This is a genomic window from Subdoligranulum sp. DSM 23681, assembly GCF_057005535.1.
On the sequence record NZ_CM168050.1, the window covers coordinates 1,478,051 to 1,502,906 of the forward strand.

The following is a 24,856-nucleotide window of genomic DNA, read 5'->3' on the forward strand; positions in this document are numbered from 1 at the left end:
CGGCCACCTGACGACGGCCTACTCAGGCCCTGGGGGGCCTGAGCAAGGAAAATGATTTGAAATGGCGTGGCCAAGAGGCCACTGGCAAAACGGAAGAGCCTGACCGGGTTGGGTTCAACCCTGCCGGATGCCTCTGGCCAGCATTTGTTACCGGGAAATGGTATTAAATCCATTCCTTGTTCACCGGCCCCCAGGCCGGTGAATAGGCCGTCGTCAGGTGGCCGCATCTCGGGGTCTGGGGCCGCAGCCCCAGCCGGCGGCCGCCGCATCGGAACGGCGGGCCCTTTTCGCTTCCTTTTCGGGCACGAAAAGGAAGGACTATCCCGCAAGCACCCGCTTGCCAAAAAGGAAGTCCTCTCCCGCAAGCTCCTGCTTGCCGTCACCCCCGGCAGACTCCCGTCTGCCTTGTACCCCACCTTGCATCCCACCCCCACCGGTGGTATACTGAAAGATAGACACACTCTGTGCCGGACTGCGGTAGCCCCGCGGCCGGCACGCTCTTTTTTTGTACCCTGCGGCAGAAAGGGACCCTACCATGCAGACCACACAACTTTCCCAGAGCGCCCAGTTTGACAAGATGACCAAAACGCCTATCCCGAAACTGGTCATTCAGCTGGGTATCCCCACCACCATCAGCATGCTGGTCACCAACATCTATAATATGGCCGATACCTGGTTCGTGGGCCGGGTGGGCATCAGTGCCTCCGGCGCGGTGGGCATCGTCTTCGGGCTCATGGCCATCATCCAGGCTTTCGGGTTCATGTTCGGCCACGGGGCCGGGTCCATCATCAGCCGCCGCCTGGGCGCCAAGGATGTGGCCAGCGCCTCCCGGTTCGCCACCACCAGCTTTTTCTGCTCCTTCGCGGCGGGGCTGTGCATCACGGCGGGCGGGCTGCTCTTCATGGATCCCCTGCTGCGGCTGCTGGGCTCCACCGACACCATCCTGCCCTACGCCCGCCAGTACGCCCTCTTCATCCTGCTGGCAGCCCCCTTCATGGCCTCCAGCTGCGTGCTCAACAACATCCTGCGGTATGAGGGTCAGGCGGCCTTCGCCATGGTGGGACTGACCTCCGGCGGCATCCTGAACATCTTCGGGGACTGGATCCTCATGGAAGGGTTCCATCTGGGGGTGCTGGGCGCGGGCATCTCCACCGGAGTGAGCCAGCTCATCAGTTTCGGGCTGCTCTTCTACATGTTCCTGGCCGGACACACCCAGAGCAAGATCGCCCCCCGCAACATGACCCGGGATGTGCGGGAAGTGCTGCTCATCTGCCGCACCGGCCTGCCCAGCCTGCTGCGCCAGGGCCTGGGCAGCGTGTCCACCATGATGCTCAACGGGCAGGCCCGCCTGTACGGCGACGCCGCCGTGGCCGCCATGAGCATCGTCAACCGCATTGCCCAGTTCATCTTCTCCTTCGGGCTGGGCATCGGTCAGGGCTTCCAGCCGGTGAGCGCCTTCAACTACGGCGCCAAGCGGTACAACCGGGTCAAGCAGGCCTTCCTGTTCACCTTTGCGGTGTCGGAACTGCTCATGGGTTCCATCGCGGCAGTGGGATTCTTCTTCTGCCCCGAACTCATCGCCCTGTTCCAGCCCGCCCCTGACGTGGTGGCCATCGGCTCCACCGCCCTGGCCATGCAGCTGGGCGGCCTCTTCTTCCAGCCCCTGACCGTCTGTTCCAACATGCTGTTCCAGAGCATCGGCCAGAACCGCACCGCTTCCCTGCTGGCCAGCCTGCGCAGCGGTCTTTTGTTCATCCCTTCCCTGCTGATCCTGAGCACCCTCTTCGGCATGACCGGCGTGGCCATGGGTCAGCCGGTGGCGGATGCCCTGGCCTTCTTCATCTCCCTGCCCTTTGTGGTGCGGTTCTTCCTGGTGCTGCGGGAGATGCCTTCCGATGCGGCCGCGTAAGCCTCCTGTCCCTTGTGCAAATATACAGAAAGGAATCCGATCATTGATGCAAAACAACAATCAGAAACGGGCGGCCCGGTTCGGGCTGTATCTGCTGGGCATGCTGCTGGCCCTGGGCACGGTGCTTTCCATGATCGGGGTGGGCCGGTCCATCGCGGCCTTCAACGCCCTGTGCAAACGCCCCCTGCTCCGGGCCGCCGGTCTGGAACCGGTCCGGGTCTGATCTGCTCTTCTGTCACCCGCGAAGGCTTCGGCTTTCGCGGGTGCTTTTTTGCGTTCCTGCGGCGGATGTGCTATGATAACAGATATTCTTCTGTCTGCGGAAAGGAGTGGTTCCCCGTGCTGATCGACACCCACGCCCATCTGTCCCATCACCAGTTCGACGCCCAGTTTCCCTATCTGGCCCGGGAGGGTGACGCCTTTGTGCTGCGCACCGGGACCCGGGCCCAGGTGATCCGGGAGCTGCGGGCGGCGGGCGTGGGGGCCTGTGTGGAACCGGCCATCGGGTTTTCCTCCAACCGCAGGCTGCTGGCCCTGGCGGCGGAGTATCCCGGGTTTGTGTATCCGGCGGTGGGGGTACATCCCACCCGGACCTATCTGGCCCACACGGTGGATGACCGGGGCCGGAAGGTGGTGGAGCGGCTGCACTGGGCCCAGCGCAAAGAGCTGGAAGCCCTGGCGGAGGCCCCGGCGGTGGTGGCCATCGGGGAGACCGGCCTGGACTATCATCTGGCCCGGAAAGAGCAGCACCGCCTGCGGCAGAAAGCCTGGTTTGTGTGGCAGCTGCACCTGGCGCACCAGAAAAACCTGCCGGTGATCCTGCATGTGCGCAAGGCGGACAAGGATGTGCTGGCCATTCTGCGGCGGCACCGCCGCTGGCTGCACGGCGGGGTGTGCCACTGTTTCGGCGGGGGGCCGGAACTGGCAGCGGCCTACACCGGCCTGGGGCTGAAACTGGGCATCGGCGGGGCGCTGCTGGAACAGTCGGGCCGTCTGCCCGCCCTGGAGGAGGCGGTGGCCCGCACCCCGCTGGAATCCATCCTGCTGGAGACCGACGCCCCCTACGTCAAGCCCAGCTGCCCGGACCTGCCCCGCAAACGGCTGCGCAAGGCGCGCAACACCGGGCTGATCCTGCCGGCCGTGGCCCGCCGCGTGGCGGAACTGAAAGGCCTGACCCCCGAGGAAGTGGCCCGCGCCACCACCCAAAATGCGGCGGAGCTGTTCGGGTTGGGGAAAAGCTGAACCACTGTCAAAAGGCGGAAGTCTGTGTCTTCCGCCTTTTTGTTTGCCCTGCTCCGGGCTTTATGTTATGATGATAGCGAAAGATTGCGAGGTGCGGAATCATGACGGAGGCGCAGCAGCAGAAAGCCGCCAGAGCCTTTGCCGAATACTGGCAGGACAAGGGATACGAAAAGGGGGAAAGCCAGAAATTCTGGCTTTCCCTGCTCCGGGACGTGTACGGTGTGGAACACCCGGAACAGTTCATCGAGTTTGAGGAGCAGGTGCACCTGGACCACACCAGCTTCATCGACGGATATATTCCCGCCACCCGGGTGCTGATCGAACAGAAGGCCCTGGGCAAGGACCTGAAAAAGGGCATCCGGCAGTCGGACGGCAGCTACCTGACCCCCTTCCAGCAGGCCAAGCGGTATATCACCGAGCTGCCCGTGTCCCGGCATCCCCGGTGGGTCGTCACCTGCAATTTCAGCACCTTTTATGTGTACGATATGGAGCGCCCCCAGGGTGAGCCGGAGGTCATCGAGCTGAAAGACCTGGAGACTGAGTTTTACCGCCTGCAGTTCCTGGTGGAAGTGGGCAACGAGCACCTGAAGCGGGAGATGGAAGTCTCCATTGCCGCCGGCGAGATGGTGGGGCTTCTGTACGACGCTTTCCTGAAGCAGTACGCCGACCCGGAAAGCGAACGGGCACTGAAAAGCCTGAACAAACTGTGCGTCCGGCTGGTGTTCTGCCTGTATGCGGAGGATGCGGGCATTTTCGGGCATCACGGCATGTTCCATGATTATCTTTCCGGTTTTGATACCCGCAGCATGCGCAAAGCAGTGGTGGAACTGTTCAAGGTGCTGGACACCAAGCCGCAGGACCGGGACCCCTACCTGAAGGACGATAACCCGGAGCTGGCGGCCTTCCCCTATGTGAACGGCGGCCTGTTCTCGGATGAAGATATCGAGATTCCGCCTTTCACCGATGAGATCCGGGACCTGCTGCTGACCAAAGCCAGCGAGGACTTCAACTGGTCGGAGATCAGTCCCACCATTTTCGGCGCCGTGTTCGAGAGCACCCTCAACCCCGAGACCCGGCGCAGCGGCGGCATGCACTATACCAGCATCGAGAACATCCACAAAGTCATTGATCCCCTGTTCCTGGATGAGCTGAAAGGGGAACTGGACGAGATCTGCGCCATTGCGGTGGAACGCACCAAGACGGCCCGACTGAAAGCCTACCAGCGCAGACTGGCGTCCCTGACCTTTCTGGACCCGGCCTGCGGGTCGGGCAACTTCCTGACCGAGACCTATCTGAGCCTGCGCCGGCTGGAGAATCGGGTGCTGCTGGAACTGGCCCACGGACAGGTGACCATGTATTCCGCCAGCGAAAGCCCCATCCAGATTTCCATCTCCCAGTTTTACGGCATCGAGATCAACGACTTTGCGGTGACAGTGGCCAAGACGGCCCTCTGGATCGCCGAAAGCCAGATGATGAAGGAGACCGAGAAGATCCTGCTGGTACCGCTGGATTTTCTGCCCCTGAAAACCAACGCCTATATTGTGGAGGGCAACGCCCTGCAGATCGACTGGGAAGAAGTCGTGCCCAAGACCCGGCTGAACTATATCATGGGGAATCCGCCGTTTGTGGGGGCCCGGTTGATGGAGCAGGGTGGCGACAAGAAAAAAGATGTTCAATCCATTTTTGGTAATATCAAGGATGTTCAGGACTTGGATTATGTGACTTGCTGGTATAAATTAGCCGCCGAATATATACAAAACTCACGGATTGAAGTTTGTTTCGTTTCAACAAATTCTATCTGCCAGGGATCGCAAGTTCCCATTTTATGGGGCACTCTTTTCAATGACTACCATGTCCACATCAACTTTGCATATCAGACCTTCAAGTGGAACAGTGAGTCATCCTCTCAAGCTGCCGTACATTGTGTGATTGTCGGCTTTGCTGCATTTAATAGAGACAAAAAGGTTCTATATTCAACAGGAACAAACGGAAAAATTGTTTCTAATATTGCCCCCTACCTCGTGGAAGGCAACGATATTTTTGTTGTTGCACAAAAGGACTCCCTTTGGAAAATGCCAAAAATGAATTTTGGCAACCAGCCCCGGGACGGCGGCTATTTTGTCATCAAGGAAGAGGAATATCAAAGAATCATCTCTGCGGAACCGGAGCTTCAACCCTGGCTTCACCCCTATATGGGCGCAGATGAATTTATTAAAGGGAAAAAGCGCTGGTGCCTGTGGTTGAAACATGCCTCTCCCAAGGATATTATGAGAAGCAAAATTCTTTCTGAAAAAGTAGAAGCAGTGCGCCAGTTCCGCCTCTCCTCCAAAGCAAAAACCACCAAAGGCTATGCAAAGGTTCCCCAGTTGTTTGCACAGATTACGCAGCCCGATGATGTAAACTACCTTATTATTCCAAGCGTTTCTTCTGAAAAACGGCGTTATGTTCCCATTGGATTTGAAACTCCAGATGTAATTGCATCAAATGCTGTACAGATTGTCCCGGATGCAACGCTTTACCATTTCGGTGTATTGACCTCCAATGTTCATATGGCGTGGATGCGGGCTGTCTGTGGCCGACTAGAAATGCGGTATCGTTATTCAAAGGAAATCGTTTACAATACATTTCCGTGGCCAACTACAACGGATACTCAAAAATCCATAATCGAGCAGACCGCTCAGGCAATTTTGGATGCCCGATCTAGATATCCGGACTGCAGTCTGGCCGATTTATATGGAGAACAGATGTATTTGTTCCCTGACTTATTGAAAGCCCACCAGAACAACGACCGCGCCGTGATGCAGGCCTATGGTTTTGATATCAAGACCATGACCGAAAGCGCCTGTGTTGCCGAACTGATGAAACTCTACCAGCAAAAGGTGGCTGAACTGGACGCCAAAAAGAAAGCCTGACACCCAGCGGGCCGGGAATCTCTTCCCGGCCCGCTGCTTTTGTATCTGCACATAAAGAAAGGCACCCGCTTCCGAAGAAGCAGGTGCCTTGACCGCATCTTTCAGGTTCTGCCCGCACGGGGAATCTCCCGCGCTCTAAAAACGTTCCGCAGGAACGTTTTTGTCCGCCGGAGCAAGCGGCGGACCCGAGCTGTTCGATTCCCGTACTCGAGCCTCCGGGAGTGCTAGACAAAAAGGAAAGGCGTCTGCCTCTTTTGAAGCAGACGCCTTTGGTGACCCGTACGGGAATCGAACCCATGTTACAGCCGTGAAAGGGCCGTGTCTTAACCGCTTGACCAACGGGCCATAATACGCAGGATTTCGCTAAAACAGCAAGCAACTTACCGACCACTACTGCAGCCGGCCCCCAAGTATTTTAGCGAAAGCCTGCATTATGGTAGCGGTAACTGGATTTGAACCGGTGACACTTCGGGTATGAACCGAATGCTCTAGCCAACTGAGCTATACCGCCACATGGCGTGACCCCTGATGGGGTTACTTGTTTATTATACGGAAACAAGCTCTTTTTGTCAAGCCCTTTTTGAAATTTTTTCAGGCAATTTCTGGCATTGGGAATCTTTCCTGATTTTGTGGTTTTCCTGGCAAGCGGGCGCTTGCGGGGAAGTCTTTCCCTTTGGTCACAAAAGGCAGGCAGCTGCTGCCCGGAAGCAAGAGACAAATAAAAAAGGCAGCCCCTTTCCGGGACTGCCTCCAACCTGCCATTCTGCAGGGAAAAAATTACTTCTTGTTGGTGGGCACCAGCACAGCCTTGCCGCCCATGTAGGGGCGCAGCACTTCGGGGATGGTCACGGTGCCGTCGGCCTGATAGTGGTTTTCCAGGAAGGCGATGAGCATCCGCGGCGGGGCCACGCAGGTGTTGTTCAGGGTGTGGGCCAGCTGGGTCTTGCCGTTCTCGTCCTTGTAGCGGATGCGCAGGCGGCGGGCCTGGGCGTCGCCCAGGTTGGAGCAGCTGCACACCTCGAAGAACTTCTGCTGACGGGGGCTCCAGGCCTCGATGTCACAGCTCTTCACCTTCAGGTCGGCCAGGTCGCCGGTGCAGCAGTCCAGCTGACGGACGGGGATCTCCAGGTTGCGGAACAGCTCCACCGAGTTATGCCACAGCTTGTCGTACCAGTCCATGCTGTCCTCGGGCTTGCAGACCACGATCATCTCCTGCTTTTCGAACTGGTGGATGCGGTAGACGCCGCGCTCCTCGATGCCGTGGGCGCCCTTCTCCTTGCGGAAGCAGGGAGAGTAGCTGGTCAGGGTCAGGGGCAGCTTGGTGCCGTCGATGACCTGGTCGATGAACCGGCCGATCATGCTGTGCTCGCTGGTGCCGATGAGGTAGAGGTCCTCGCCCTCGATTTTGTACATCATGGCGTCCATCTCGGGGAAGGACATGACGCCCTGGACCACGTTGCCGTGGATCATGAAGGGCGGGATGACGTAGGTGAAGCCCTTGTCGATCATGAAGTCGCGGGCGTAGGCCAGCACCGCCTCATGCAGGCGGGCAATGTCGCCCAGCAGGTAGTAGAAGCCGTTGCCGGAAACGCGGCCGGCGGCGTCCAGGTCGATGCCGTCGAAGCTCTCCATGATATCCACATGGTACGGGATGGGATAGTCGGGCACGGTGCACTCACCGAAGCGCTGCACTTCCACGTTGCAGCTGTCGTCGGGGCCCACGGGCACGCTGGGGTCCACCATCTGGGGAATGGTGTACATGATGTCCCGGATCTTCACCTGCAGGTCGGCTTCCTTGGCTTCCAGTTCCTTCAGGCGGTCGGCCTGGGCGGTGACCTGGGCCTTCACGGCCTCGGCCTCGGCGGCCTTGGAGGGGTCCTTCTTGGCCTGACCCATGAGCATGCCGATCTGCTTGGACAGCTTGTTGCGGTTGGCGCGCAGGCTGTCCGCCTCGCTGATGGCGGCGCGGTACTCGGCGTCCAGGGCGATGACCTCGTCCACCAGGGGCAGCTTCTGGTCCTGGAACTTCTTCTTGATGTTTTCCTTGACTTCATCGGGGTGCTCGCGCACAAAACGGATGTCTAACATGGTACTTTTCTCTCCTCTATGTTTTTTGTTGCCTGAGACTTATTGCTGTTCGGGGTTGTAATGACCCAGCAGGTCGGCATAGCGGCGCAGCTGGTCGTCGGAATAGAAGTCGATGCGCAGGCTGCCCTTGCCGTTCTTGTAGTCCACATGGACCTCGCTGCCGGTGACCTCTTTCAAAGCCGCTTCCACCTCGGTGGCCAGCACCGGCCGGATGAAGGCATCCACCGGTTTGGGTTCCTTGGGGGGCTTGGCCAGCTTGCGGCACAGCGCTTCGGTCTGGCGGACGTTCAGGTTCTTTTCCACCACCTGCTTGGCAGCGGCGGACATCATCTCGGCGCTGGGCAGGCCCAGCAGGGCCTTGGCGTGGCCGGTGCTCAGTTCGCCCCGGCGCACGGCCTGCCGCACATCGTCGGGCAGGCCCAACAGGCGCAGGGTGTTGGTGATGGCGCTGCGGCTCTTGCCCAGGCGCAGGGCGGCCTGTTCCTGGGTGAGGCCGTACTGGTCGATGAGCCGGCGGCAGCCCTCGGCCACCTCGATGGGGTCCAGGTCCTCCCGCTGGAGGTTTTCGATCAGGGCCAGGGCAGCGGCCTGTTCATCGGTGACGTTCTTGACGATGACCGGCACCTCGTCCAGTCCGGCGATGCGGGCGGCCCGCCAGCGGCGTTCCCCGGCGATGATGGTGTAGCCGGGTCCGGCCTTTTTGGGGCGCACGGCGATGGGCTGGAGCAGGCCGTTCTCGGTGATGGACTGGGCCAGGGCCGAGAGGGACTCTTCATCAAAATTTTTGCGGGGCTGGTCGGGGTCAGGCTCGATCTCCCGCACCGGCAGGGTGGAGAGCCCGCCGGAGGTGTCTTCTTCGGGCAGGTCGGCAAACAGGCTGTCCAGCCCGCGGCCCAGCCCGCCGATTTTCTTCTTGGCCAAGGTCATCCCCCTTATCGTTCGTTGTTCTGCAGAAATTCCCGGGCCATGGCCATGTAGGCCTCGCTGCCCTTGCCGTTGGGTTCATAGAAATTGATGGGCATGCCGAAGCTGGGGGCTTCGGACAGGCGGACGGTGCGGGGCACCACGGTCTTGTAGACCTTATCGCCGTAGTACTTCTTGACCTGGGCCACCACCTGCATGGTCAGGTTGAGGCGTCCGGCGTACATGGTGAAGAGCACGCCCTCGATGTCCAGATAGCGGTTGTACTTTTTGCGCACCGTTTTCAGGGTGTTCATCAGTTCGGACAGGCCTTCCAGGGCGTAGTATTCGCACTGGATGGGGATGAGGACGGTGTCGCAGGCGCACAGGCCGTTGATGGTGAGCAGGTCCAGGGAAGGCGGGCAGTCGATGAAGATGTAATCATACACCGGCACCACCGGGGCCAGGACGCTGCGCAGGCGGTTTTCCCGGCGGGGCAGGTTGACCAGTTCCACCGCCGCCCCGGCCAGCTGGGTGTTGGAGGGGAGCAGGTCGGCGTTGTAGTTTGTCTTGACGATGGCCTGCCGCACGTCCTCATCGTCGATGAGGCAGGTGTAAACGTTGGAACTGAGCTCATGCTTGGCAATGCCGTAGCCGGAGCTGGTGTTGCCCTGGGGGTCCAGGTCCACCACCAGCACCCGCTTGCCCAGTGCCGCCACACAGGACGACAGATTGACGCAGGTCGTGGTCTTGCCCACGCCGCCTTTCTGGTTTGCGATTGCAACCACCTTAGCCATTGGCACATCCTCCTTGCAAAATCATCTTGAACTGCCTGCCGGGGTGTGCCGGGGCGCGTTTTGAGGTTATTATACCACAGGTGTGGTCCAATAGAAAGACTTTGGCGGTATTTTTGGCATTTTGGGTGGTTTTGGACCTGTTTTGAGGCCGAAAATGTTCCACGGGGAACATTTTGCCCGGAATTTTTCGATTTTTTTGCATGGGGGGTAAGGTGGGATGTTCCACGGGGAACATTGGACTATCTGAAGTATAATTATTTGTTTGTCACTTTTGGCAAACAGGAGTCTGCCGGGGTGTTGTCGCTTTTTGCCGCCAAAAAGCGACGGAAAAACCGCCACCGTTTCGAGGCGGTGGACGCCGACCAGGGCTGCGGCCCTGGACCCGGGGAATGCGGCCACCTTGCGACGGCCTACTCAGGCCCTGGGGGGCCTGAGCAAGGAATGGATTTTAATGGCATAACCGGAAGGCCGCTGGTAAGGCGGGAGAGCACAACCGGGCTAGGTACAACCTTACCGAATGCTTCCTGTCAGCACCCGTAACCGGAAAATGGTATTAAATCCATTCCTTGTTCACCGGCCCCCAGGCCGGTGAATAGGCCGTCGTCAGGTGGCCGCATCTCGGGGTCTGGGGCCGCAGCCCCAGCCGGCGGCCGCCGCATCGGAACGGCGGGCCCTTTTCGCTTCCTTTTCGGGCACGAAAAGGAAGGACTCCCGGCAAGCACCCGCTTGCCAAAAAAAGCGACAACTCCCCCGCAAGCTCCCGCTTGCCAAAAAGCAACACCCCCACGGCTGCCAGCCGTCACCCCGGCAGCCAAAAAAGAAAAAGGCCCCACTTTCCGGGGACCTCTTTTCCCTATATTACAGACACACCGCCGCCTCCCCCTCGGGGGCCTCGGCCGGGGTCAGGGGCACCCCGGGGGTGACGGCGGGGGTTCCCGGGGGATTGGCCGGTACGACCAGGGGCACTTCGTCCCCGTCCTGCTGCCCGGGCAGGTCCGGGGGCAGGGGCTCCTCTGCCGGAGCACTCCCCTCCCCTGCCGCCGCGGCCGCCACAGGCACCGGGCTTTCCGCCGCCCCACTTCCGGCCACAGACTCCGCCGTGGTTCCGGCTGAACCTTCCGCCGCGGATGCTGCCGTGCCGGTCTCTTCCCCGCCGGACAGTCCCTCCACCGCTGCCAGGGCCAGCCCGTCGGCGGCAGGGTCGCCGGGAGCGATGGGGGCAGGCCGGCGCAGCGGGTTCATCCGGTGGGGGTTGCGGGTCACGGGGGCGGAGGCCCCGGCGCTCTGCATGGGCACCGGCACCACCGCAAAGCCCTCCCCTGCCCCGGCCTCCCCGTGCACCGGGATGCGCACGGTGTATTCCAGGCATCCGTCCTTCTGGCCGCAGGTGGTGGTGGCCGCAATGCCCTTGGCCGCCATCATGTCCACCGCATGCTGCAGGGTGTTCACAAACAGGCGCACGTCCCGCACCATGGGCACGGTGCGGCGCAAAGGGCTGGGCCCTGCCTTGGGGGCGGCCAGCATGGCGTCCACCAGCTTGTCCGCGTCCCGCACGCTCATGGCTTCCCGGGCCATCTTTTCCAGGGCGGCGGTGCGGCGGCCTTCGGGCAGGCGGAGCACCGCCCGGGCGTGGCGCTCGGTCAGGTGGTTGGCCACACACAGCTGCTGCTGGGCAGTGGTCAGGCTGAGCAGCCGCAGCTTGTTGGCCAGGGCCGACTGGCTCAGCCCCAGGCGCCGCGCCGCCTCCGCCTGGGTGCAGCCCCACAGCCGGATGACCTCCCGGATGCCCCGGGCTGCGTCGAAGGGGTCCAGCTGGGCCCGCTGCAGGTTTTCCAGCAGGCCCAGGGCGGCGCTCTCACTGTCGTCGTAGTCCGCCAGGATGGCCGGCACCTTTTCCAGCTTGGCCAGACGGCAGGCCCGCAGCCGCCGCTCCCCCGCCACCAGCTGATACTTATGTACCCCGGCCCGCCGCACGCTCACCGGCTGCAGCAGCCCGTTCTGTAAGATGCTCACCGCCAGGGCGGCGATCTCGGTATCGTCGAAGGTGGTGCGCGCCTGATAGGGCGAAGCCTCGATCTGCTCCACCGGGATCATGAGCACCTTGCCCGCCTTCTGCCGGTTCTTCTCTTTTGATTTTGCCATGGTGTCCCCTTTTCTGTATCGGATGGCCGACAAAACGGCCCTGTGGATTCGTATGCTGATTTCAGCATACCACAGGGCCGCGGGGGCGTGCCAGCACAATCGTTCGCCGGCATTTTCGGTTTTCAGCGCTTTTACAAGGGTTTCTTCGCAATTTTTCCGCCGTTTCTGGGGTAAACGGTCGGAGTCTGCGATATTTTTCTCACCAGGACCAGGTTGCGGGTGCTGCCGTCGGGCAGATGGAAAGCCCGGACCTCTTCCACCTTGCCCCCCAGCTTGTGCAGGGCATTTTTGGCGGCGTCGGTCTCGGCGGCGGCGTCGGGGCCCTTCATGGCAATGAAGAGGCCTCCCACCTTCACCAGCGGCAGGCAGTATTCGCACAGCACCGGCAATGCCGCCACCGCCCGGGCGGTGGCCAGATCAAAGGCTTCCCGCCAGCGCTTGCGGGCGGCTTCCTCCGCCCGCTCCTTGGCAAACTCCACATTGGTCAGCCCCAGTTCCCCGCAGACGGTGCGCAAAAACTCCACCCGCTTGCCGGTGGGTTCCATCAGGGTCAGTTCCAGCTCCGGCTTGTAGATCTTGGCCACAATGCCCGGGAACCCGGCGCCGGTGCCCACGTCCACCATCTTTCCCGCCACCTCCGGCTGGGCGGCCAGCAGCAGGCTGTCCACAAAATGCCGGTCCTCGATGCCCTCGGGGGTGGTGATGGCGGTCAGGTTCAGATGCTTGTTGGTCTCCACCAGCAAGTCGGCGTACCTGTCCAGGGCGGTGAGCTGGTCGGGGGTGAGGGAAATGTTCCACATGGAACATTTCTGAACCAGACGGTTTGTATCGATCATGGATGTTGCTCCTTTTCTTTCTGAAACCGCAGCACGGCCAGACTCAGCTGGGCCAGGTCGCTGGGGCTGACCCCCGGGATGCGTCCGGCCTGGGCCAGGGTGCGGGGGCGGATCTTGGTCAGCTTCTCCCGGCTTTCCAGGGTCATGGTGGGGATGTCCTCATACACAAAGTCGGTGGGGATGAGCACCTGCTCGTGGCGCTGCACTTCCCGGATGGCCCGCTGCTCCCGGGCGATGTACCCGGCGTAGCGGATCTCGGTCTCCAGGCGCAGGGCCATGGCGGGGGTCACGTCCTGCCCCCAGCCGATGACCCGGGCAATGAGCTCGTAGGTCACGGTGGGCCGTCGGAGCAGTTCCGCCGCGGTGCCCCCGGTCTCCCCCATCCGGCTCCTGTCCACGCCCGCTTCCTCGGCGGCTTTGCGCAGGTCGGCCAGGGGCACCCGGGTGGTTTCCAGGCGGTGCATCTCCGCCTGCTTGATGGCCTGGTCCTGGGTGAACACCGCCCACCGGGCGTCGTCCACCAGCCCGTATTCCCGGCCGATGGGGGTCAGGCGCTCGTCGGCGTTGTCCTGGCGCAGGCTCAGCCGGTACTCGCTGCGGCTGGTCATCATCCGGTAGGGGTCCATGACCCCCTTGGTCACCAGGTCGTCCACCAGGGTGCCCAGGTAGGAGGTGTGCCGTGCCAGCACCAGCTGGGATTTGCCCAGGGCGGCCCGGGCGGCGTTCAGCCCCGCCAGCAGCCCCTGGGCGGCGGCCTCCTCGTAGCCGGAGGTGCCGTTGAACTGTCCGGCGCCGTACACCCCCGCCACCACCTTGCTTTCCAGTGTGGGATACAGGGTGGTGGGGTCCACGCAGTCGTACTCGATGGCGTAGGCGGGGCGCATGATCTCCAGATGCTCAAACCCCGAGATGGTGCGGTACATGGCGTTCTGCACCACTTCCGGCAGGCTGGAGGACAGCCCCTGCAGATACATCTCCTCGGTGTCCTCGCCGCAGGGTTCCACAAAGATGGGGTGGCGTTCCTTGTCCTTGAAGCGCACCACCTTATCCTCGATGGAAGGGCAGTACCGGGGCCCCACCCCCTGGATCATCCCGCCGTACAGGGGCGAGCGGTGGAGGTTTTCCAGGATCACCTTGTGGGTTTCGGGGTTGGTGTAGGTGATGTAGCAGTCCACCTTGTTGTGCATGGGGGTGCGGGTCAGGAAGGAGAAGGGCTGCAGGCTCTCGTCCGGGTCCCCGGGCTGGCGTTCCAGCTTGGAGAAGTCAATGCTCCGGCGGTGGACCCGGGCGGGGGTGCCGGTCTTGAACCGGCGCAGGGTGAATCCGTTGTCCACCAGGCACTGGGTCAGGGCGGTGGCGGCGTGCTGGCCGTCGGGGCCGCCGGCGTAGCTGGCCTCCCCCACAAAGATGCGTCCGCCCAGGGTGGTGCCGGTGGCGATGACCACCGCCTTGCACTCATAATAGCCCCCCAGGCTGGTGATGACGCCCTGCACCCGGCCCTCTGCGATGTCCAGGGCCACCACCTCCCCCTGGTGCACGTCCAGGTTGGGGGTGAGTTCCAGGGCATGTTTCATCCACATGTGGTAGCGTTTGCGGTCGGTCTGCACCCGCAGACTGTGCACCGCGGGGCCTTTGCCCCGGTTCAGCATCCGGCTCTGCAGGAAGGTGGCGTCCGCCGCCACCCCCATCAGCCCGCCCAGGGCGTCGATCTCCCGCACCAGATGGCCCTTGGCGGTGCCGCCGATGGAGGGATTGCAGGGCATGTTGCCGATAAAATCCAGCGTCAGGGTGAAGACGGCGGTCCTGGCGCCCAGCACCGCCGCCGCGTGGGCGGCCTCAATGCCCGCGTGCCCCGCGCCGATGACGATCACATCATACTTTCCCAGTTTATCCATAGTCAGTTCTTGCTTGTCCTTTCAGCCCTCTTCGGGCAGGATGCCTTCGGTCAGCACCAGATACCGGTGGTAGTCGCTGCGGTCCACCAGCACCGGGATCTTGGGCCGGTCCTGTAAAAACGGTTCGGGGTCGAACCAGAAGTTTTTGCTCTCAAAGAGATACACCTTGCCGTCGGCGGGGTTCACCGCCTGACACTGGATGATGAGGGGACACCGGCCGTTCACCCGCACCGAGGTGTTGAACTGCACGGCCACGAAATCCGCGTAGATCCTGGAGCCGTTCTCCTGCAGCCAGGCGTCGTCCTGCTTTTCCTTGGCGTCCCGGCGCAGAAAGCCGATGCCCAGCAGCAGGAAGGGCAGCCCGAACAGGGCGAACAGAAGCAGCAGCGGCACCCGCAGCAGCAGGGCGGTGAGCAGCCCCACCACCACAAAGACGACGCCCACGGCGGTGAAGATGCCGCCCATGAACAGATTGATCCGTTTCATCACACCACTCCCTTTTTATTTGCCCACACAGAAGGTGGAAAACACTTCGTCGATGGTGGCCTCGGTGGCGTCCTCCCCGGTGAGTTCCGCCAGGGATGCCAGGGCGTCGGCCAGACAGACCCCGGCGGCGTCGGGGCCCAAGCCCTCCTCCCGCTGGCTGCGGATGGCCTGGGCCAGGGCATCCCGGGCGGCGGTGGCGGCGTGGAGCTGTCGGGCGGAACACAAAGCCGCCGCCCCGGTGTCCACCTGCCCGGTGCCCAAAAGATCGGCCACCGCCGCACTCAGCTTGGGCAGGCTGGCCGGGTCCTTGGCGCTCAGGGGCAGTACCTGCCGGAAGTAGGGGGCCAGGGTCTTTTCCATGGTGCCCAGCCGTTCGTCGTCGGCCACCAGGTCCTGCTTGTTCAGGATGGCGATGGCCGGACGGCCCTGGCACTTTTCGGCCACCGACAGGTCATCGGGGCCCAGGCCCGCGTCGGCGTCAAAGACAGCCAGCACCAGACCGGCCTCGTCCAGTTTCTTCCAGCTGCGGCGGATGCCCTCGGCCTCGATGGCATCCCCCTTCTCCCCCACGTCCCGCACACCGGCGGTGTCAAAGAGGTTGAGGCGGATGTCCCCCAGCATGACGGCCTGTTCCACCACATCCCGGGTGGTGCCCGCCACCGGGGTGACGATGGCGCGCTCGAACCCGGCCAGCAGGTTGAGCAGGGTGCTCTTGCCCACGTTGGGCCGTCCGCAGAGGACGCAGTCCACCCCGTGGCGCAGGATGGCTCCGGCGCCGTAGCCATTGATGAGCTTGTCCAGCTCCCCCTTGGCCTCTTCCAGGGTCATGGTCAGTTCCTCGGGCAGCAGCTCGGGCACGTCCTCCTCGGGATAATCCACCCAGGCGCTGAGATGGGCGTACAGGGACTGCAGCGTGGCCTGGATGCCGGCGATCTTTTTGGCCAGGGCCCCGTCCAGGGCGGCGCTGGCCAGAGCGGCCCCTTGCCGTCCCCCGGCGGAGATGATCTCCATGACCGCTTCCGCCTGGGTCAGGCTGATCCGCCCGTTGAGCAGGGCACGGCGGGTGAACTCCCCCGGTCCGGCAGGCACGGCCCCGGCCAGATAGAGGGCTTCCAGCAGGCTGTCCGCCATGACGGTGCCGCCGTGCACCGACAGCTCGATGACATCCTCCCCGGTATAGCTGTGGGGAGCCCGGTAGAACAGGGCCACCGTCTCGTCCATGGTCTGGCCCCGCAGCACAAAATGGCCGAAGAGGGCGGTGTAGCCCCTGGCTTCTATGACTTTCCTGTTCTGATGGATGGGCACAAAGACCTTGTCCACGATGGCGTAGGTGTCCGGGCCGCTCACCCGGATCACCGCGATGCCGCCCTCCCCGGGCGGGGTGGCCAGCGCGCAGACGGTGGTTGACAGCTGCATAGAATACCTTCCCCCTTTTTGGTTTATGGTATCACAAAAATGCCGCCGCGGCAATGGCGGGGGTGAGGGCGGGTTGGTTTTCCACAAACAGGTGGGGGTTTTGTGGAAAGATGGTGGCTTTTTGGCAAGCGGGTGCTTGCGGGAGAGTTGTTCTTTTTTGGCAAGCGGGAGCCTGCGGGAGTGTTGTCGCTTTTTGCCGGTGTAAATTTAGGTAGCAACCTCTAGATTGCCGCTGAACGCGGCCGCCAATTTCGGAAACAACGCTGCGCGTTGCTTGCCCCTGCGGGGCAAACCGCCACCGTTTCGAGGCGGTGGACGCCGACCAGGGCTGCGGCCCTGGACCCGGGGAATGCGGCCACCTGACGACGGCCTACTCAGGCCCTGGGGGGCCTGAGCAAGGAATGGTTTTTAATGGCGCAACCGGAAGGCTGTTGGTAAATCGGTAGAGCGCAACCTTGCCGGATGCTCCCGGCCAGCAGCCGTCACCGGGAAATGGTTTTTAATCCATTCCTTGTTCACCGGCCCCCAGGCCGGTGAATAGGCCGTCGTAAGGTGGCCGCATCTCAATGGAGCAAGGTTTCTCACCCTGACCATTGGCCGCTTTTCGCGGCCAGCCAATTTCGGAACCAACGCTGCGCGTTGTTTTTTGCATCGTGCTTCGCACGATTTCGCAGCATAGCTGCTCAGGCAAAAAGCCGCAGCCCCAGCCGGCGGCCGCCGCATCGGAACGGCGGGCCCTTTTCGCTTCCTTTTCGGGCACGAAAAGGAAGGACTATCCCGCAAGCTCCCGCTTGCCGGAACCCGGCAGACTCCCGTCTGCCCAAAAGCCACCAACATTCCACACGAGCCCCAAAATTTGTGGAAAACTTTCCGGGTTGCCGCTCTCCCCCTCCCCCCGCCGTCACCCCAAAAGAACCACAAACAAAACACCCCCATACCGTTTCCGGTACAGGGGTGAAACTTTCAGTGGTCGCTGTCAGGCATCACAGCTCGATCTTGCCGAACATCTCAAAATCATCGCTGTCGTTGATGCGGGTGCTGCGGGCCGGAGCCTGAGGCTTGGCTTCCGGGTCGCGGGGAGCCGAAGCAAACTCACGACCGGGCACACCGGAATTCCGGGGACCCTTGCCGTAACCGCGGCCGCCTTCCCGGCGGGGTCCACGTCCGCCCCGGTTGCCGCCCCGGCCGTCACGGCGGGGACCGCGGCCGCGGCGGTCGTCACGGCGGGGACCATGGCTGCGGCGGCCGATGCTCTCCCGGTCGGGCAGGTTGCTGGCGTCGGGGTCGGTGGAGTAGATGACCACACGGCGGTCCTTGCCTTCGCCCTTGCTCTCGCTGCGCACACCCTCGATGCCGGCAATGGCGGTGTGGATGATGTGGCGCTCGTAGGGGTTCATGGGCTCCATCTCGTAGCAGCAGCCGGTGCGCTGCACCCGCTCCGCAATGCGGCGGGCCAGGGCGTTCAGGTCGTCCTCCCGCTTGCCGCGGTAGCCGCTCACGTCAATGCCCAACTTGATGTAGGGGCCTTCCATCCGGTTGATGACCAGGCTGGCCAGGTAGGACAGGCTCTCCATGGTCTCGCCCCGGCGTCCGATGAGCACACCCATGTGCTCGCCGTCCACCTTCAGGATGGTGGCTTCGCCCTGTTTCACTGCCCGGAAGGTGAAGTCCTTGGCGCCCAGCAGGTTGAAGATGGGGGTCAGGTAATCCACAGCGGCCTGCAGCTGGGGGTCAGCGGCGATGTCCAGGGGCACTTCGCCGCTGCCGGCTTCGGCCGGCGCCGCTTCCTCGGCGGCCGGAGCCTCTGCGGCAGCTTCTTCCACCGGGGCGGCGGGGGTCTCTTCCGCCGGTTCCGCCTTGGGGGCTTCGGCCACCGGGGCCGCCTTGGGGGCCTCGGCTTCCGGCTCTTCCACCGTCACACGGACCTTGGCCGGAATGCTCTTGAACAGCTTGCGGGTGGGAAACTCCAGAACCTCATAGCTCACGCCCAGGTCGTCACGGTCCACGCCCAGTTCGCGGCAGGCGGCTTCCACCGCCTCTTCCACGGTCTTGGCGGTCATTTCGATTTCGCGCATGTTGACTTCCTCCTATCTCTGCCCTTTATAAAAGGGCTTGGTGTTCACCTTTGCCGCTCACTTCTTGCGGCGGCCCTTTTTGCCCTCGATCTCCATCTCCAGGCGTTCGGCCTCGGTCAGGGGGGTGGTGCGCTCCCCGGCGTACTTGGCTGCGTCCACTTCCCGGGCGCGGGCCAGACGGATCTTGTCCAGCTCCTTCTGGGTGACGCTCTTTTCCACCTGCTGGCCCTTCTCTTCCACCACCACGGTGCGGGTGGCTTTCTTGGCGGCCTTCTTGGCGGCCAGCTCGGCCTCATACTGGGCCTTGAACTTTTCGGGGCTGTAGATCTTGTAGGTCAGGAAGCTCTGGCCGATCTGGCAGATGTTGGATGCGGTGTAGTACAGGCAGAAGCCCACGGGAGCGGTGAAGCAGAACCAGACGAACATCAGGTTCATGGCCAGCATCATGAATTTCATGCTGCCCTGCATCTGGCTGTCCATGCCGGAGAGTTTCTGGGTGATGAAGTAGGAGATGAACATGGTCACGGCAGCCAGAATGGGGAAGATGGCCAGCGGGGTGATGGCAAAGCCGGCGGCGCCGGTCATCTGGAAGCCCAGGAAGCTGGTGTTGAAGTTCTGGATGGCGGCATACTGATCGGCGCTCAGGGCGCTGCAGGCGGCACCGGCCTGGATCTGGGAGATCAGGGTGCTCTGCATCAGGGTGACGTTGTTGGTGGCAATGCCCAGTTCCTGGCAGGCGGCGGTGATGACGTCGGCGGGGATACCCAGGATGTACTGCACGGGGCGGTACACCACCTCGATAACGCCGAACAGGACCAGCAGGTTCAGGATCATGGGCAGACAGCCGGACATGGGGTTGTAGCCATATTCCTGCTGGAGCTTCATCAGCTCTTCGTTCTGTTTTTCCTGGTTGTTCTTGTATTTCTGCTGGATCTCGGTGATCATCGGCTGGAAGACCGACATCTTGGCGGTGGATTTCTGCTGTTTGATGGCCAGGGGCAGCAGCAGAATGCGGACAAGCACGGTGAAAACGATCATCGTGACGGCGTAGTTGGGGATCAGCTGATAGACAAGAGCCATCACCGGTCCCAGGATAAATGCGAGAAAACCCATAGTCGTTCCATTCCGCCCCGTCCGCGCACAGGACATAGTATTTTATGTTCGAAGGTCTCTGCCGCGCGGGGCAAAGACATAAGGAGACAATGGTTTGGTTTTCCACAATTTTTGCGGGAATTGTGGAAATGGGGTGGCGGCTCCGCTGCAGGGGGAACGGCAGTCTGCCGGGTGGTTGTTCCTTTTTGGGCACGAAAAGGAAGGACTCCCCCGCAAGCTCCCGCTTGCCGGAACCCCGGCAGCGATCCCCTCAAACACAGGGGGCTTCCCGGGGGAAAATATCATCCCCGGGTCAGCTTCCGTTCCTCACTGATCCACCGCCCCTTGGGCGGCACCGGGTCAAACCCGAACTTACCCAAAGGATTGCAGCGCAAGATCCGCCACACGGCCAGCAGCAGACCCTTGACGGGCCCGTGTACCTGCAATGCCTGCACCGCATACTCGCTGCAGGTGGGCACAAACCGGCAATGGTGCCCCAGATGGGGGCTGATGTGCTTCTGGTAGCCCCGGATCAGGGCCACCATCCCGCGGACGATCATTTTCCCGCGCCCTCTTCCGGAAGGGCGGGTGCCGCCTTGGGGGCCTCTTTTGTTGCCTGAGCAACAGGGGCCTTGTCCGGCAGACCGGCTTTCTGCAGCAGACGGCTGAAAGTCCGGCTGACCTGGGTACTTTTCAGGTAGGGCGTACGGCCGCGAGCTACCAAAATTATATCATATCCGCCGACATTTTGCGAGAGGTGCTCCTGCAGGGCGGCGCGCATCACACGGCGGGCGCGGTTGCGCTGCACCGCGCCACCCACCTTTTTGGTGGCGGTCAGGCCGATGCGGGTGGTACCCAGGCGGTTTTTGGCCACATACAGCACCATGTGGGGGTGCACGTAGCTTTTGCCCCGGCTGTAGATGCGGGTAAAGTCCCGGTTTTTGTTCAGAACGCGGTATTTCATCCTTTTGGGCCTCTTTCGGTGGCGGTTGTTTAGCAAAAAAGGCCACTGAACATACTCAGCGGCCTTTGGTGCTCGTTATCGGGTTGGCTTGACTCAGACGGTCAGGCTCTTGCGGCCCTTGGCGCGACGGCGTGCCAGAACCTTACGGCCGTTCTTGCTGGCCATACGCTTCAAAAAGCCATGGACGCGGCTGCGCTGACGCTTTTTGGGCTGGAAAGTCTGCTTCATCTTTTTTTCCTCCTTTACGCGGTTCTCCCCTGGCGGGCTTGATCCTTAGTGATAAAAATCGCTTTCGGCAATGCCCGGTTCCTGGGGGCAGCCTTGCAGACTTTGATTATAAAGGATAAAACCACGTCTTGTCAATACCTTTTTGTGCAAAAAATCCATCCTGTCCCTGTTTTCCCCGCCCCGGGATTTTTTGCCCGGGCGCAAAATATGGGGTGTTTTCAGGGTATGATTCCGGTTTTTCCACAATATGGGGCGGAATATGTGGAAAACTTGTCGGGGCGGACGGCTGGCGCCGTTGGGTTGGCGCTTTTCGGCAAGCGGGTACCTGCCGGAGTGTCCTTCCTTTTTGTCACCAAAAAGGAAGCGAAAAAGTGCCACCGTTTCGATGCGGTGGACGCCGACCAGGGCTGCGGCCCTGGACCCGGGGAATGCGGCCACCTGACGACGGCCTACTCAGGCCCTGGGGGGCCTGAGCAAGGAAAATGATTTGAAATGGCGTGGCCGGAAGGCTGTTTATAAAGTGGCCGAGCTCAACTGGGCCGGGTACACCCTTGCCGGATGCCTCCGGCCAGCATTTGTTCCCGGGAAATGGTATTAAATCCATTCCTTGTTCACCGGCCCCCAGGCCGGTGAATAGGCCGTCGTCAGGTGGCCGCATCTCGGGGTCTGGGGCCGCAGCCCCAGCCGGCGGCCGCCGCATCGGAACGGCGGGCCCTTTTCGCTTCCTTTTCGGGCACGAAAAGGAAGGACTAAACGGCAACCTGCCGTTCCCCCGGCAAGCAGCCGTCTGCCGAAAAGAACCCCCACCCCAACCCCACTCCTCTTCTTTCCACAATTCCCTCGAAAAATGTGGAAACCTGTCCCCTGCCCCGGGTTTTCAACAGATAGTTGTCTACTTTATTTATATATACCAGATATACGAATTGTATTGCCCTTTTATTTGTGGTATAATAATACCGTATATTTCTGCGCCTTGGCGGCCCGGCAGGCCCCGGCGTAAGACCGAACACGAAGTGGGGAAAAACATGGATTCTTTTAACGACGTTCTGGACGCGGCCAAAGCCTACTGCCGCGAACATACCGCCGACGCGACCTACCAGTGCTACATCAGCGGGCTGGAACCGGTCAGCTTTGAAAATTCCAACTGCGTGACGCTCATGGTGCGCAACGACTTCATCCGCAAGATCGTTTCGGACCGGTATACCGCGCTGCTCAAGGACGCCTTCAAAGCCGTGCTGGGTTTCGACATCGAACTGCAGCTGGTCATTCCGCCGTCGCAGCAGGAAGAAGGGGAAAAAGCCCCCGAACATATCACCGAGGACAACCTTCCTTCCGGTCGGTACGACTTCACCTTTGAGAACTTCATCCGCGGTCCGTCCAACCAGTTCGCCTTCGCGGCGGCCCAGGCGGTGGCGGCCAATCCTTCCGGGGCGTACAACCCCCTGTTCATCTACGGGCCTTCCGGTCTGGGCAAGACCCACCTGCTCAACGCCATCCAGATCGAGATCAAGAAGAACCACCCGGATTTCAACATCGTTTACGTGGACTGTGAAAAGTTCACCAACGAGATCATCACCGCCGTGCGCAACAACACCACCGAGCTCTTCCGGCAGACCTACCGGGAAGCGGACGTGCTGCTCATCGACGATATCCAGTTCATCGCCGGCAAGGAAGCCACCCAGGAAGAATTTTTCCACACCTTCAACACCCTGCACAACGCCGGCAAGCAGATCGTGCTGGCCTGCGACCGTCCCGCCAAAGAGATCAAGAGCCTGGAGGAACGTCTGCGCACCCGGTTTGAATGGGGCCTGACCGCCGACATCCAGCCCCCGGACTTTGAGACCCGGGTGGCCATCGTCAAGCGCAAGGCCGAACTGCTCAACCTGGATCTGCCCGACGACGTGGCCGAATACATCGCCAACCATCTGAAACAGAACATCCGTCAGCTGGAAGGCGCGGTGAAAAAACTCAACGCCTACTATATGCTGGAAGGCATCGCCCCCTGCATCGGCGTGACCACCACCGCCATCAAGGATACCCTCAACGACCAGCAGCCCATCCCGGTGACCATTGAAAAGATCATCAACGAGGTGGCCCGCACCTACAACGTCATGCCCGCCGACATCCGGGGCAAAAAGCGCAACGCCAACGTGAGCGCCGCCCGTCAGATGACCATGTACATCATCCGGGAGATCACCGGCATGAGCATGGAAGCCATCGGCTCGGAATTTCAGCGTGATCATTCCACAGTGGTTTACTCCATCAACACCATGGAGAAAAACATTGCCAAGGACCGCCACCTGAAAGAGACAGTTGACGATATTATGAAGAATATCCGCACCTGAGAGGGGTGAAAATCGGGTTTTCATGGACCGTTGTTGAAAAACCGCGGCAGTTTTCCCCATTTTCCACCGTTTTTTCAACAATTAACATTCGTTTTCCACATTGCAAGTTAAAAACCCGAGTTCTCCACAAGGGCAAATTTTTCTTCCACAGCCTTTTCCGGAAAATTCACCGCCCGCAAATCCGCTGGTTATGCGGGTTCCCCGAGTTTTCCACCGATTCCACGGCCCCTACTACTACTACTTTCAAAGTATCCAGTATTCGCACCGGGAAACAACATTTTCCCCCAACTTTCCCCCCGCACAAAACCCCTGCCAAAGCAAACAAGACCGCCAACTGAAAATTCCGGCACCGGGCAAGGCCCTGCTGCCCGGAAAATCCCCGCCAAAAACCCTATCCCCAAAATACGAGGTGACAATACTTGAAGATCGAATGCGAAAAGTCGCTGCTGGCCGCCGCCATCGACGGCGTCTCCCGCGCCATCACCAACCGCTCCGCCATTCCGGTGCTGGAAGGCATCCAGATGAAGGCCTCCGGCTTCCAGCTGACCCTGACCGGCTACGACATGGAAATCGGAATCACTACTACTATTGAGTGCAACGTCCTGGTTCCCGGCGAGATCGTGCTGGACGCCAAGCTGCTGGGCTCCATGGTCAGCCGGATGCCCGCAGGAAACGTGATGATCGAGCTGGACGACGAAGGCATGGCCACCATCAGCGGCGGCGTGGCGGAATTCCAGATCCCGGCCATGAACGCCAGCGATTATCCGTCCCTGCCCAACACCGCCGCCGAAAACACCATGACCATCCCCTGCTCCATGATGCGGGAGATGATCGAAAAGACCATTTATGCGGTCGCCCAGGATGACAAAAAGCCCGCCCACACCGGCGAACTCTTCGTCATCGAACCGGGCAGCCTGACCATCGTGGCCCTGGACGGCTACCGGCTGGCCATCCTGCAGCGGGATGTGGAGTGCACCCGGGATATCCGGATCATCATTCCCGCAAAAACCCTGCAGGAACTGCTGAAGATCATGGGCGGACCGGACGATCCGGTGAAGATCGACGCCAACCGCCGGTATGTGGTGTTCACCACCAACGGCTACACCATCATGAGCCGCCTGATCGAGGGCGACTTCCTGAACTATGAGAGCGTCATCCCCCAGGGTGCCCGCACAAAGGTGGTCGTGGACTGCAAGCCCTTCATCGAGACCATCGAGCGCGCCTCCCTGATCATCACCGAGCGGCTGAAGAACCCCCTGCGCATCACCTTCAGCAAGGACAAGGTCACCGTCCGCTGCCAGACCACCCTGGGCAAGGTGGTGGACGAGTTCCCGCCGGTGTCCATGGAGGGCGAGGAAGTGGAGATCGGCTTCAACAACCGGTATATGCTGGACGCCCTGCGCAACTCCAAGTGTGAAAAAATGCTGATGGAAATCAACGGACCCCTGAGCCCGGTGAAGCTGCTGCCCACGGAAGGCAAGGACTTCATCTACCTGGTTCTGCCCGTCCGGTTCAAGAACGAAGGTTGA

20 protein-coding genes and 2 tRNA genes are annotated in these 24,856 nt (G+C 61.3%); 7 read left to right on the forward strand and 15 right to left on the reverse strand.

Annotated elements, in window-relative coordinates; genetic code table 11:
* Positions 1-535: 535 nt before the first annotated feature.
* The 4 genes from AC127K_RS06905 to AC127K_RS06920 all read left to right on the forward strand — a co-directional run bounded on the left by AC127K_RS06905 (position 536) and on the right by AC127K_RS06920 (position 6,063).
* On the forward strand, positions 536-1,909 hold the full coding sequence (locus AC127K_RS06905; protein ID WP_483722088.1) for an MATE family efflux transporter: 1,374 nt from the start codon (positions 536-538) through the stop codon (positions 1,907-1,909).
* Positions 1,910-1,955: 46 nt separating this feature from the next.
* The gene (locus AC127K_RS06910) at positions 1,956-2,132 is read left to right on the forward strand and encodes a hypothetical protein (RefSeq protein WP_483722089.1); all 177 of its coding nucleotides are present in this window, start codon (positions 1,956-1,958) and stop codon (positions 2,130-2,132) included.
* Between the two features lie 116 nt (positions 2,133-2,248).
* Complete coding sequence (locus AC127K_RS06915; protein ID WP_483722090.1) at positions 2,249-3,151, forward strand: TatD family hydrolase; 903 nt, start codon at positions 2,249-2,251, stop codon at positions 3,149-3,151.
* 101 nt (positions 3,152-3,252) lie between these two features.
* Entirely contained in the window at positions 3,253-6,063 is a 2,811-nt protein-coding gene (locus tag AC127K_RS06920; RefSeq protein WP_483722091.1) for a DNA methyltransferase, read from the forward strand.
* A gap of 270 nt (positions 6,064-6,333) precedes the next feature.
* Here the strand turns inward: AC127K_RS06920 and AC127K_RS06925 are convergent.
* The 15 genes from AC127K_RS06925 to rpmH all read right to left on the reverse strand — a co-directional run bounded on the left by AC127K_RS06925 (position 6,334) and on the right by rpmH (position 20,982).
* Positions 6,334-6,408: transfer RNA gene (locus AC127K_RS06925), tRNA-Glu, on the reverse strand.
* A gap of 89 nt (positions 6,409-6,497) precedes the next feature.
* A tRNA-Met gene (locus AC127K_RS06930) sits at positions 6,498-6,574 on the reverse strand.
* A 266-nt stretch (positions 6,575-6,840) separates the two neighbouring features.
* Positions 6,841-8,151, reverse strand: a complete 1,311-nt coding sequence (gene serS / locus AC127K_RS06935; RefSeq protein WP_294542886.1) for a serine--tRNA ligase — start codon at positions 8,149-8,151, stop codon at positions 6,841-6,843.
* Between the two features lie 39 nt (positions 8,152-8,190).
* A complete protein-coding gene (locus tag AC127K_RS06940) occupies positions 8,191-9,072 on the reverse strand; it encodes a ParB/RepB/Spo0J family partition protein (RefSeq protein ID WP_483722092.1) in 882 nt (293 codons plus the stop codon).
* Positions 9,073-9,083: 11 nt separating this feature from the next.
* Positions 9,084-9,848, reverse strand: a complete 765-nt coding sequence (locus tag AC127K_RS06945; RefSeq protein WP_294542884.1) for a ParA family protein — start codon at positions 9,846-9,848, stop codon at positions 9,084-9,086.
* 858 nt (positions 9,849-10,706) lie between these two features.
* Positions 10,707-11,990: a ParB/RepB/Spo0J family partition protein gene (locus tag AC127K_RS06950; RefSeq protein ID WP_483722093.1), complete on the reverse strand. Its 1,284-nt coding sequence runs from the start codon at positions 11,988-11,990 to the stop codon at positions 10,707-10,709.
* A gap of 131 nt (positions 11,991-12,121) precedes the next feature.
* Entirely contained in the window at positions 12,122-12,826 is a 705-nt protein-coding gene (gene rsmG / locus AC127K_RS06955; RefSeq protein WP_483722094.1) for a 16S rRNA (guanine(527)-N(7))-methyltransferase RsmG, read from the reverse strand.
* Positions 12,823-14,721 (reverse strand): tRNA uridine-5-carboxymethylaminomethyl(34) synthesis enzyme MnmG, encoded by a 1,899-nt coding sequence (gene mnmG / locus AC127K_RS06960; RefSeq protein ID WP_294542744.1) that lies wholly within the window; start codon positions 14,719-14,721, stop codon positions 12,823-12,825. Before mnmG ends, rsmG begins: the two co-directional genes overlap by 4 nt.
* 21 nt (positions 14,722-14,742) lie before the next feature.
* On the reverse strand, positions 14,743-15,207 hold the full coding sequence (locus AC127K_RS06965; protein ID WP_294542745.1) for a hypothetical protein: 465 nt from the start codon (positions 15,205-15,207) through the stop codon (positions 14,743-14,745).
* 15 nt (positions 15,208-15,222) lie between these two features.
* Positions 15,223-16,623 (reverse strand): tRNA uridine-5-carboxymethylaminomethyl(34) synthesis GTPase MnmE, encoded by a 1,401-nt coding sequence (gene mnmE / locus AC127K_RS06970; protein WP_483722095.1) that lies wholly within the window; start codon positions 16,621-16,623, stop codon positions 15,223-15,225.
* 983 nt (positions 16,624-17,606) lie between these two features.
* Positions 17,607-18,698 carry an RNA-binding cell elongation regulator Jag/EloR gene (jag, locus tag AC127K_RS06975; RefSeq protein ID WP_483722096.1) on the reverse strand — a complete coding sequence of 364 codons (1,092 nt, stop codon included), beginning with the start codon at positions 18,696-18,698 and terminating at the stop codon, positions 17,607-17,609.
* Positions 18,699-18,755: 57 nt separating this feature from the next.
* The gene (locus AC127K_RS06980) at positions 18,756-19,811 is read right to left on the reverse strand and encodes a YidC/Oxa1 family membrane protein insertase (protein WP_483722097.1); all 1,056 of its coding nucleotides are present in this window, start codon (positions 19,809-19,811) and stop codon (positions 18,756-18,758) included.
* Positions 19,812-20,092: 281 nt separating this feature from the next.
* Positions 20,093-20,350 (reverse strand): membrane protein insertion efficiency factor YidD, encoded by a 258-nt coding sequence (yidD, locus tag AC127K_RS06985; RefSeq protein ID WP_483722098.1) that lies wholly within the window; start codon positions 20,348-20,350, stop codon positions 20,093-20,095.
* On the reverse strand, positions 20,347-20,754 hold the full coding sequence (gene rnpA / locus AC127K_RS06990) for a ribonuclease P protein component (protein WP_483722099.1): 408 nt from the start codon (positions 20,752-20,754) through the stop codon (positions 20,347-20,349). The genes yidD and rnpA overlap by 4 nt, the downstream gene beginning before the upstream one ends.
* A 93-nt stretch (positions 20,755-20,847) precedes the next feature.
* Positions 20,848-20,982 (reverse strand): 50S ribosomal protein L34, encoded by a 135-nt coding sequence (gene rpmH, locus AC127K_RS06995; protein WP_204648700.1) that lies wholly within the window; start codon positions 20,980-20,982, stop codon positions 20,848-20,850.
* Between the two features lie 93 nt (positions 20,983-21,075).
* Here rpmH and AC127K_RS07000 point away from each other — a divergent pair, with 93 nt between their 5' ends.
* From AC127K_RS07000 to dnaN, 3 genes are all read left to right on the forward strand, one after another.
* The gene (locus AC127K_RS07000) at positions 21,076-21,468 is read left to right on the forward strand and encodes a hypothetical protein (protein WP_483722101.1); all 393 of its coding nucleotides are present in this window, start codon (positions 21,076-21,078) and stop codon (positions 21,466-21,468) included.
* A gap of 539 nt (positions 21,469-22,007) precedes the next feature.
* A complete protein-coding gene (gene dnaA / locus AC127K_RS07005; RefSeq protein WP_204648698.1) occupies positions 22,008-23,327 on the forward strand; it encodes a chromosomal replication initiator protein DnaA in 1,320 nt (439 codons plus the stop codon).
* 419 nt (positions 23,328-23,746) lie between these two features.
* Entirely contained in the window at positions 23,747-24,856 is a 1,110-nt protein-coding gene (gene dnaN, locus AC127K_RS07010; protein WP_483722102.1) for a DNA polymerase III subunit beta, read from the forward strand.

Excerpts from the sequence above, each read along its gene's own strand:
- AC127K_RS06905 (WP_483722088.1), top strand. The coding sequence starts at position 536 with ATGCAGACCACACAACTTTCCCAGAGCGCCCAGTTTGACAAGATGACC.
- AC127K_RS06910 (WP_483722089.1), top strand. The coding sequence starts at position 1,956 with ATGCAAAACAACAATCAGAAACGGGCGGCCCGGTTCGGGCTGTATCTG.
- AC127K_RS06920 (WP_483722091.1), top strand. The coding sequence starts at position 3,253 with ATGACGGAGGCGCAGCAGCAGAAAGCCGCCAGAGCCTTTGCCGAATAC.
- serS (WP_294542886.1), bottom strand. The coding sequence starts at position 8,151 with ATGTTAGACATCCGTTTTGTGCGCGAGCACCCCGATGAAGTCAAGGAA.
- AC127K_RS06945 (WP_294542884.1), bottom strand. The coding sequence starts at position 9,848 with ATGGCTAAGGTGGTTGCAATCGCAAACCAGAAAGGCGGCGTGGGCAAG.
- AC127K_RS06950 (WP_483722093.1), bottom strand. The coding sequence starts at position 11,990 with ATGGCAAAATCAAAAGAGAAGAACCGGCAGAAGGCGGGCAAGGTGCTC.
- rsmG (WP_483722094.1), bottom strand. The coding sequence starts at position 12,826 with ATGATCGATACAAACCGTCTGGTTCAGAAATGTTCCATGTGGAACATT.
- mnmG (WP_294542744.1), bottom strand. The coding sequence starts at position 14,721 with ATGGATAAACTGGGAAAGTATGATGTGATCGTCATCGGCGCGGGGCAC.
- AC127K_RS06965 (WP_294542745.1), bottom strand. The coding sequence starts at position 15,207 with ATGAAACGGATCAATCTGTTCATGGGCGGCATCTTCACCGCCGTGGGC.
- mnmE (WP_483722095.1), bottom strand. The coding sequence starts at position 16,623 with ATGCAGCTGTCAACCACCGTCTGCGCGCTGGCCACCCCGCCCGGGGAG.
- jag (WP_483722096.1), bottom strand. The coding sequence starts at position 18,698 with ATGCGCGAAATCGAAATGACCGCCAAGACCGTGGAAGAGGCGGTGGAA.
- AC127K_RS06980 (WP_483722097.1), bottom strand. The coding sequence starts at position 19,811 with ATGGGTTTTCTCGCATTTATCCTGGGACCGGTGATGGCTCTTGTCTAT.
- yidD (WP_483722098.1), bottom strand. The coding sequence starts at position 20,350 with ATGATCGTCCGCGGGATGGTGGCCCTGATCCGGGGCTACCAGAAGCAC.
- rnpA (WP_483722099.1), bottom strand. The coding sequence starts at position 20,754 with ATGAAATACCGCGTTCTGAACAAAAACCGGGACTTTACCCGCATCTAC.
- rpmH (WP_204648700.1), bottom strand. The coding sequence starts at position 20,982 with ATGAAGCAGACTTTCCAGCCCAAAAAGCGTCAGCGCAGCCGCGTCCAT.
- dnaA (WP_204648698.1), top strand. The coding sequence starts at position 22,008 with ATGGATTCTTTTAACGACGTTCTGGACGCGGCCAAAGCCTACTGCCGC.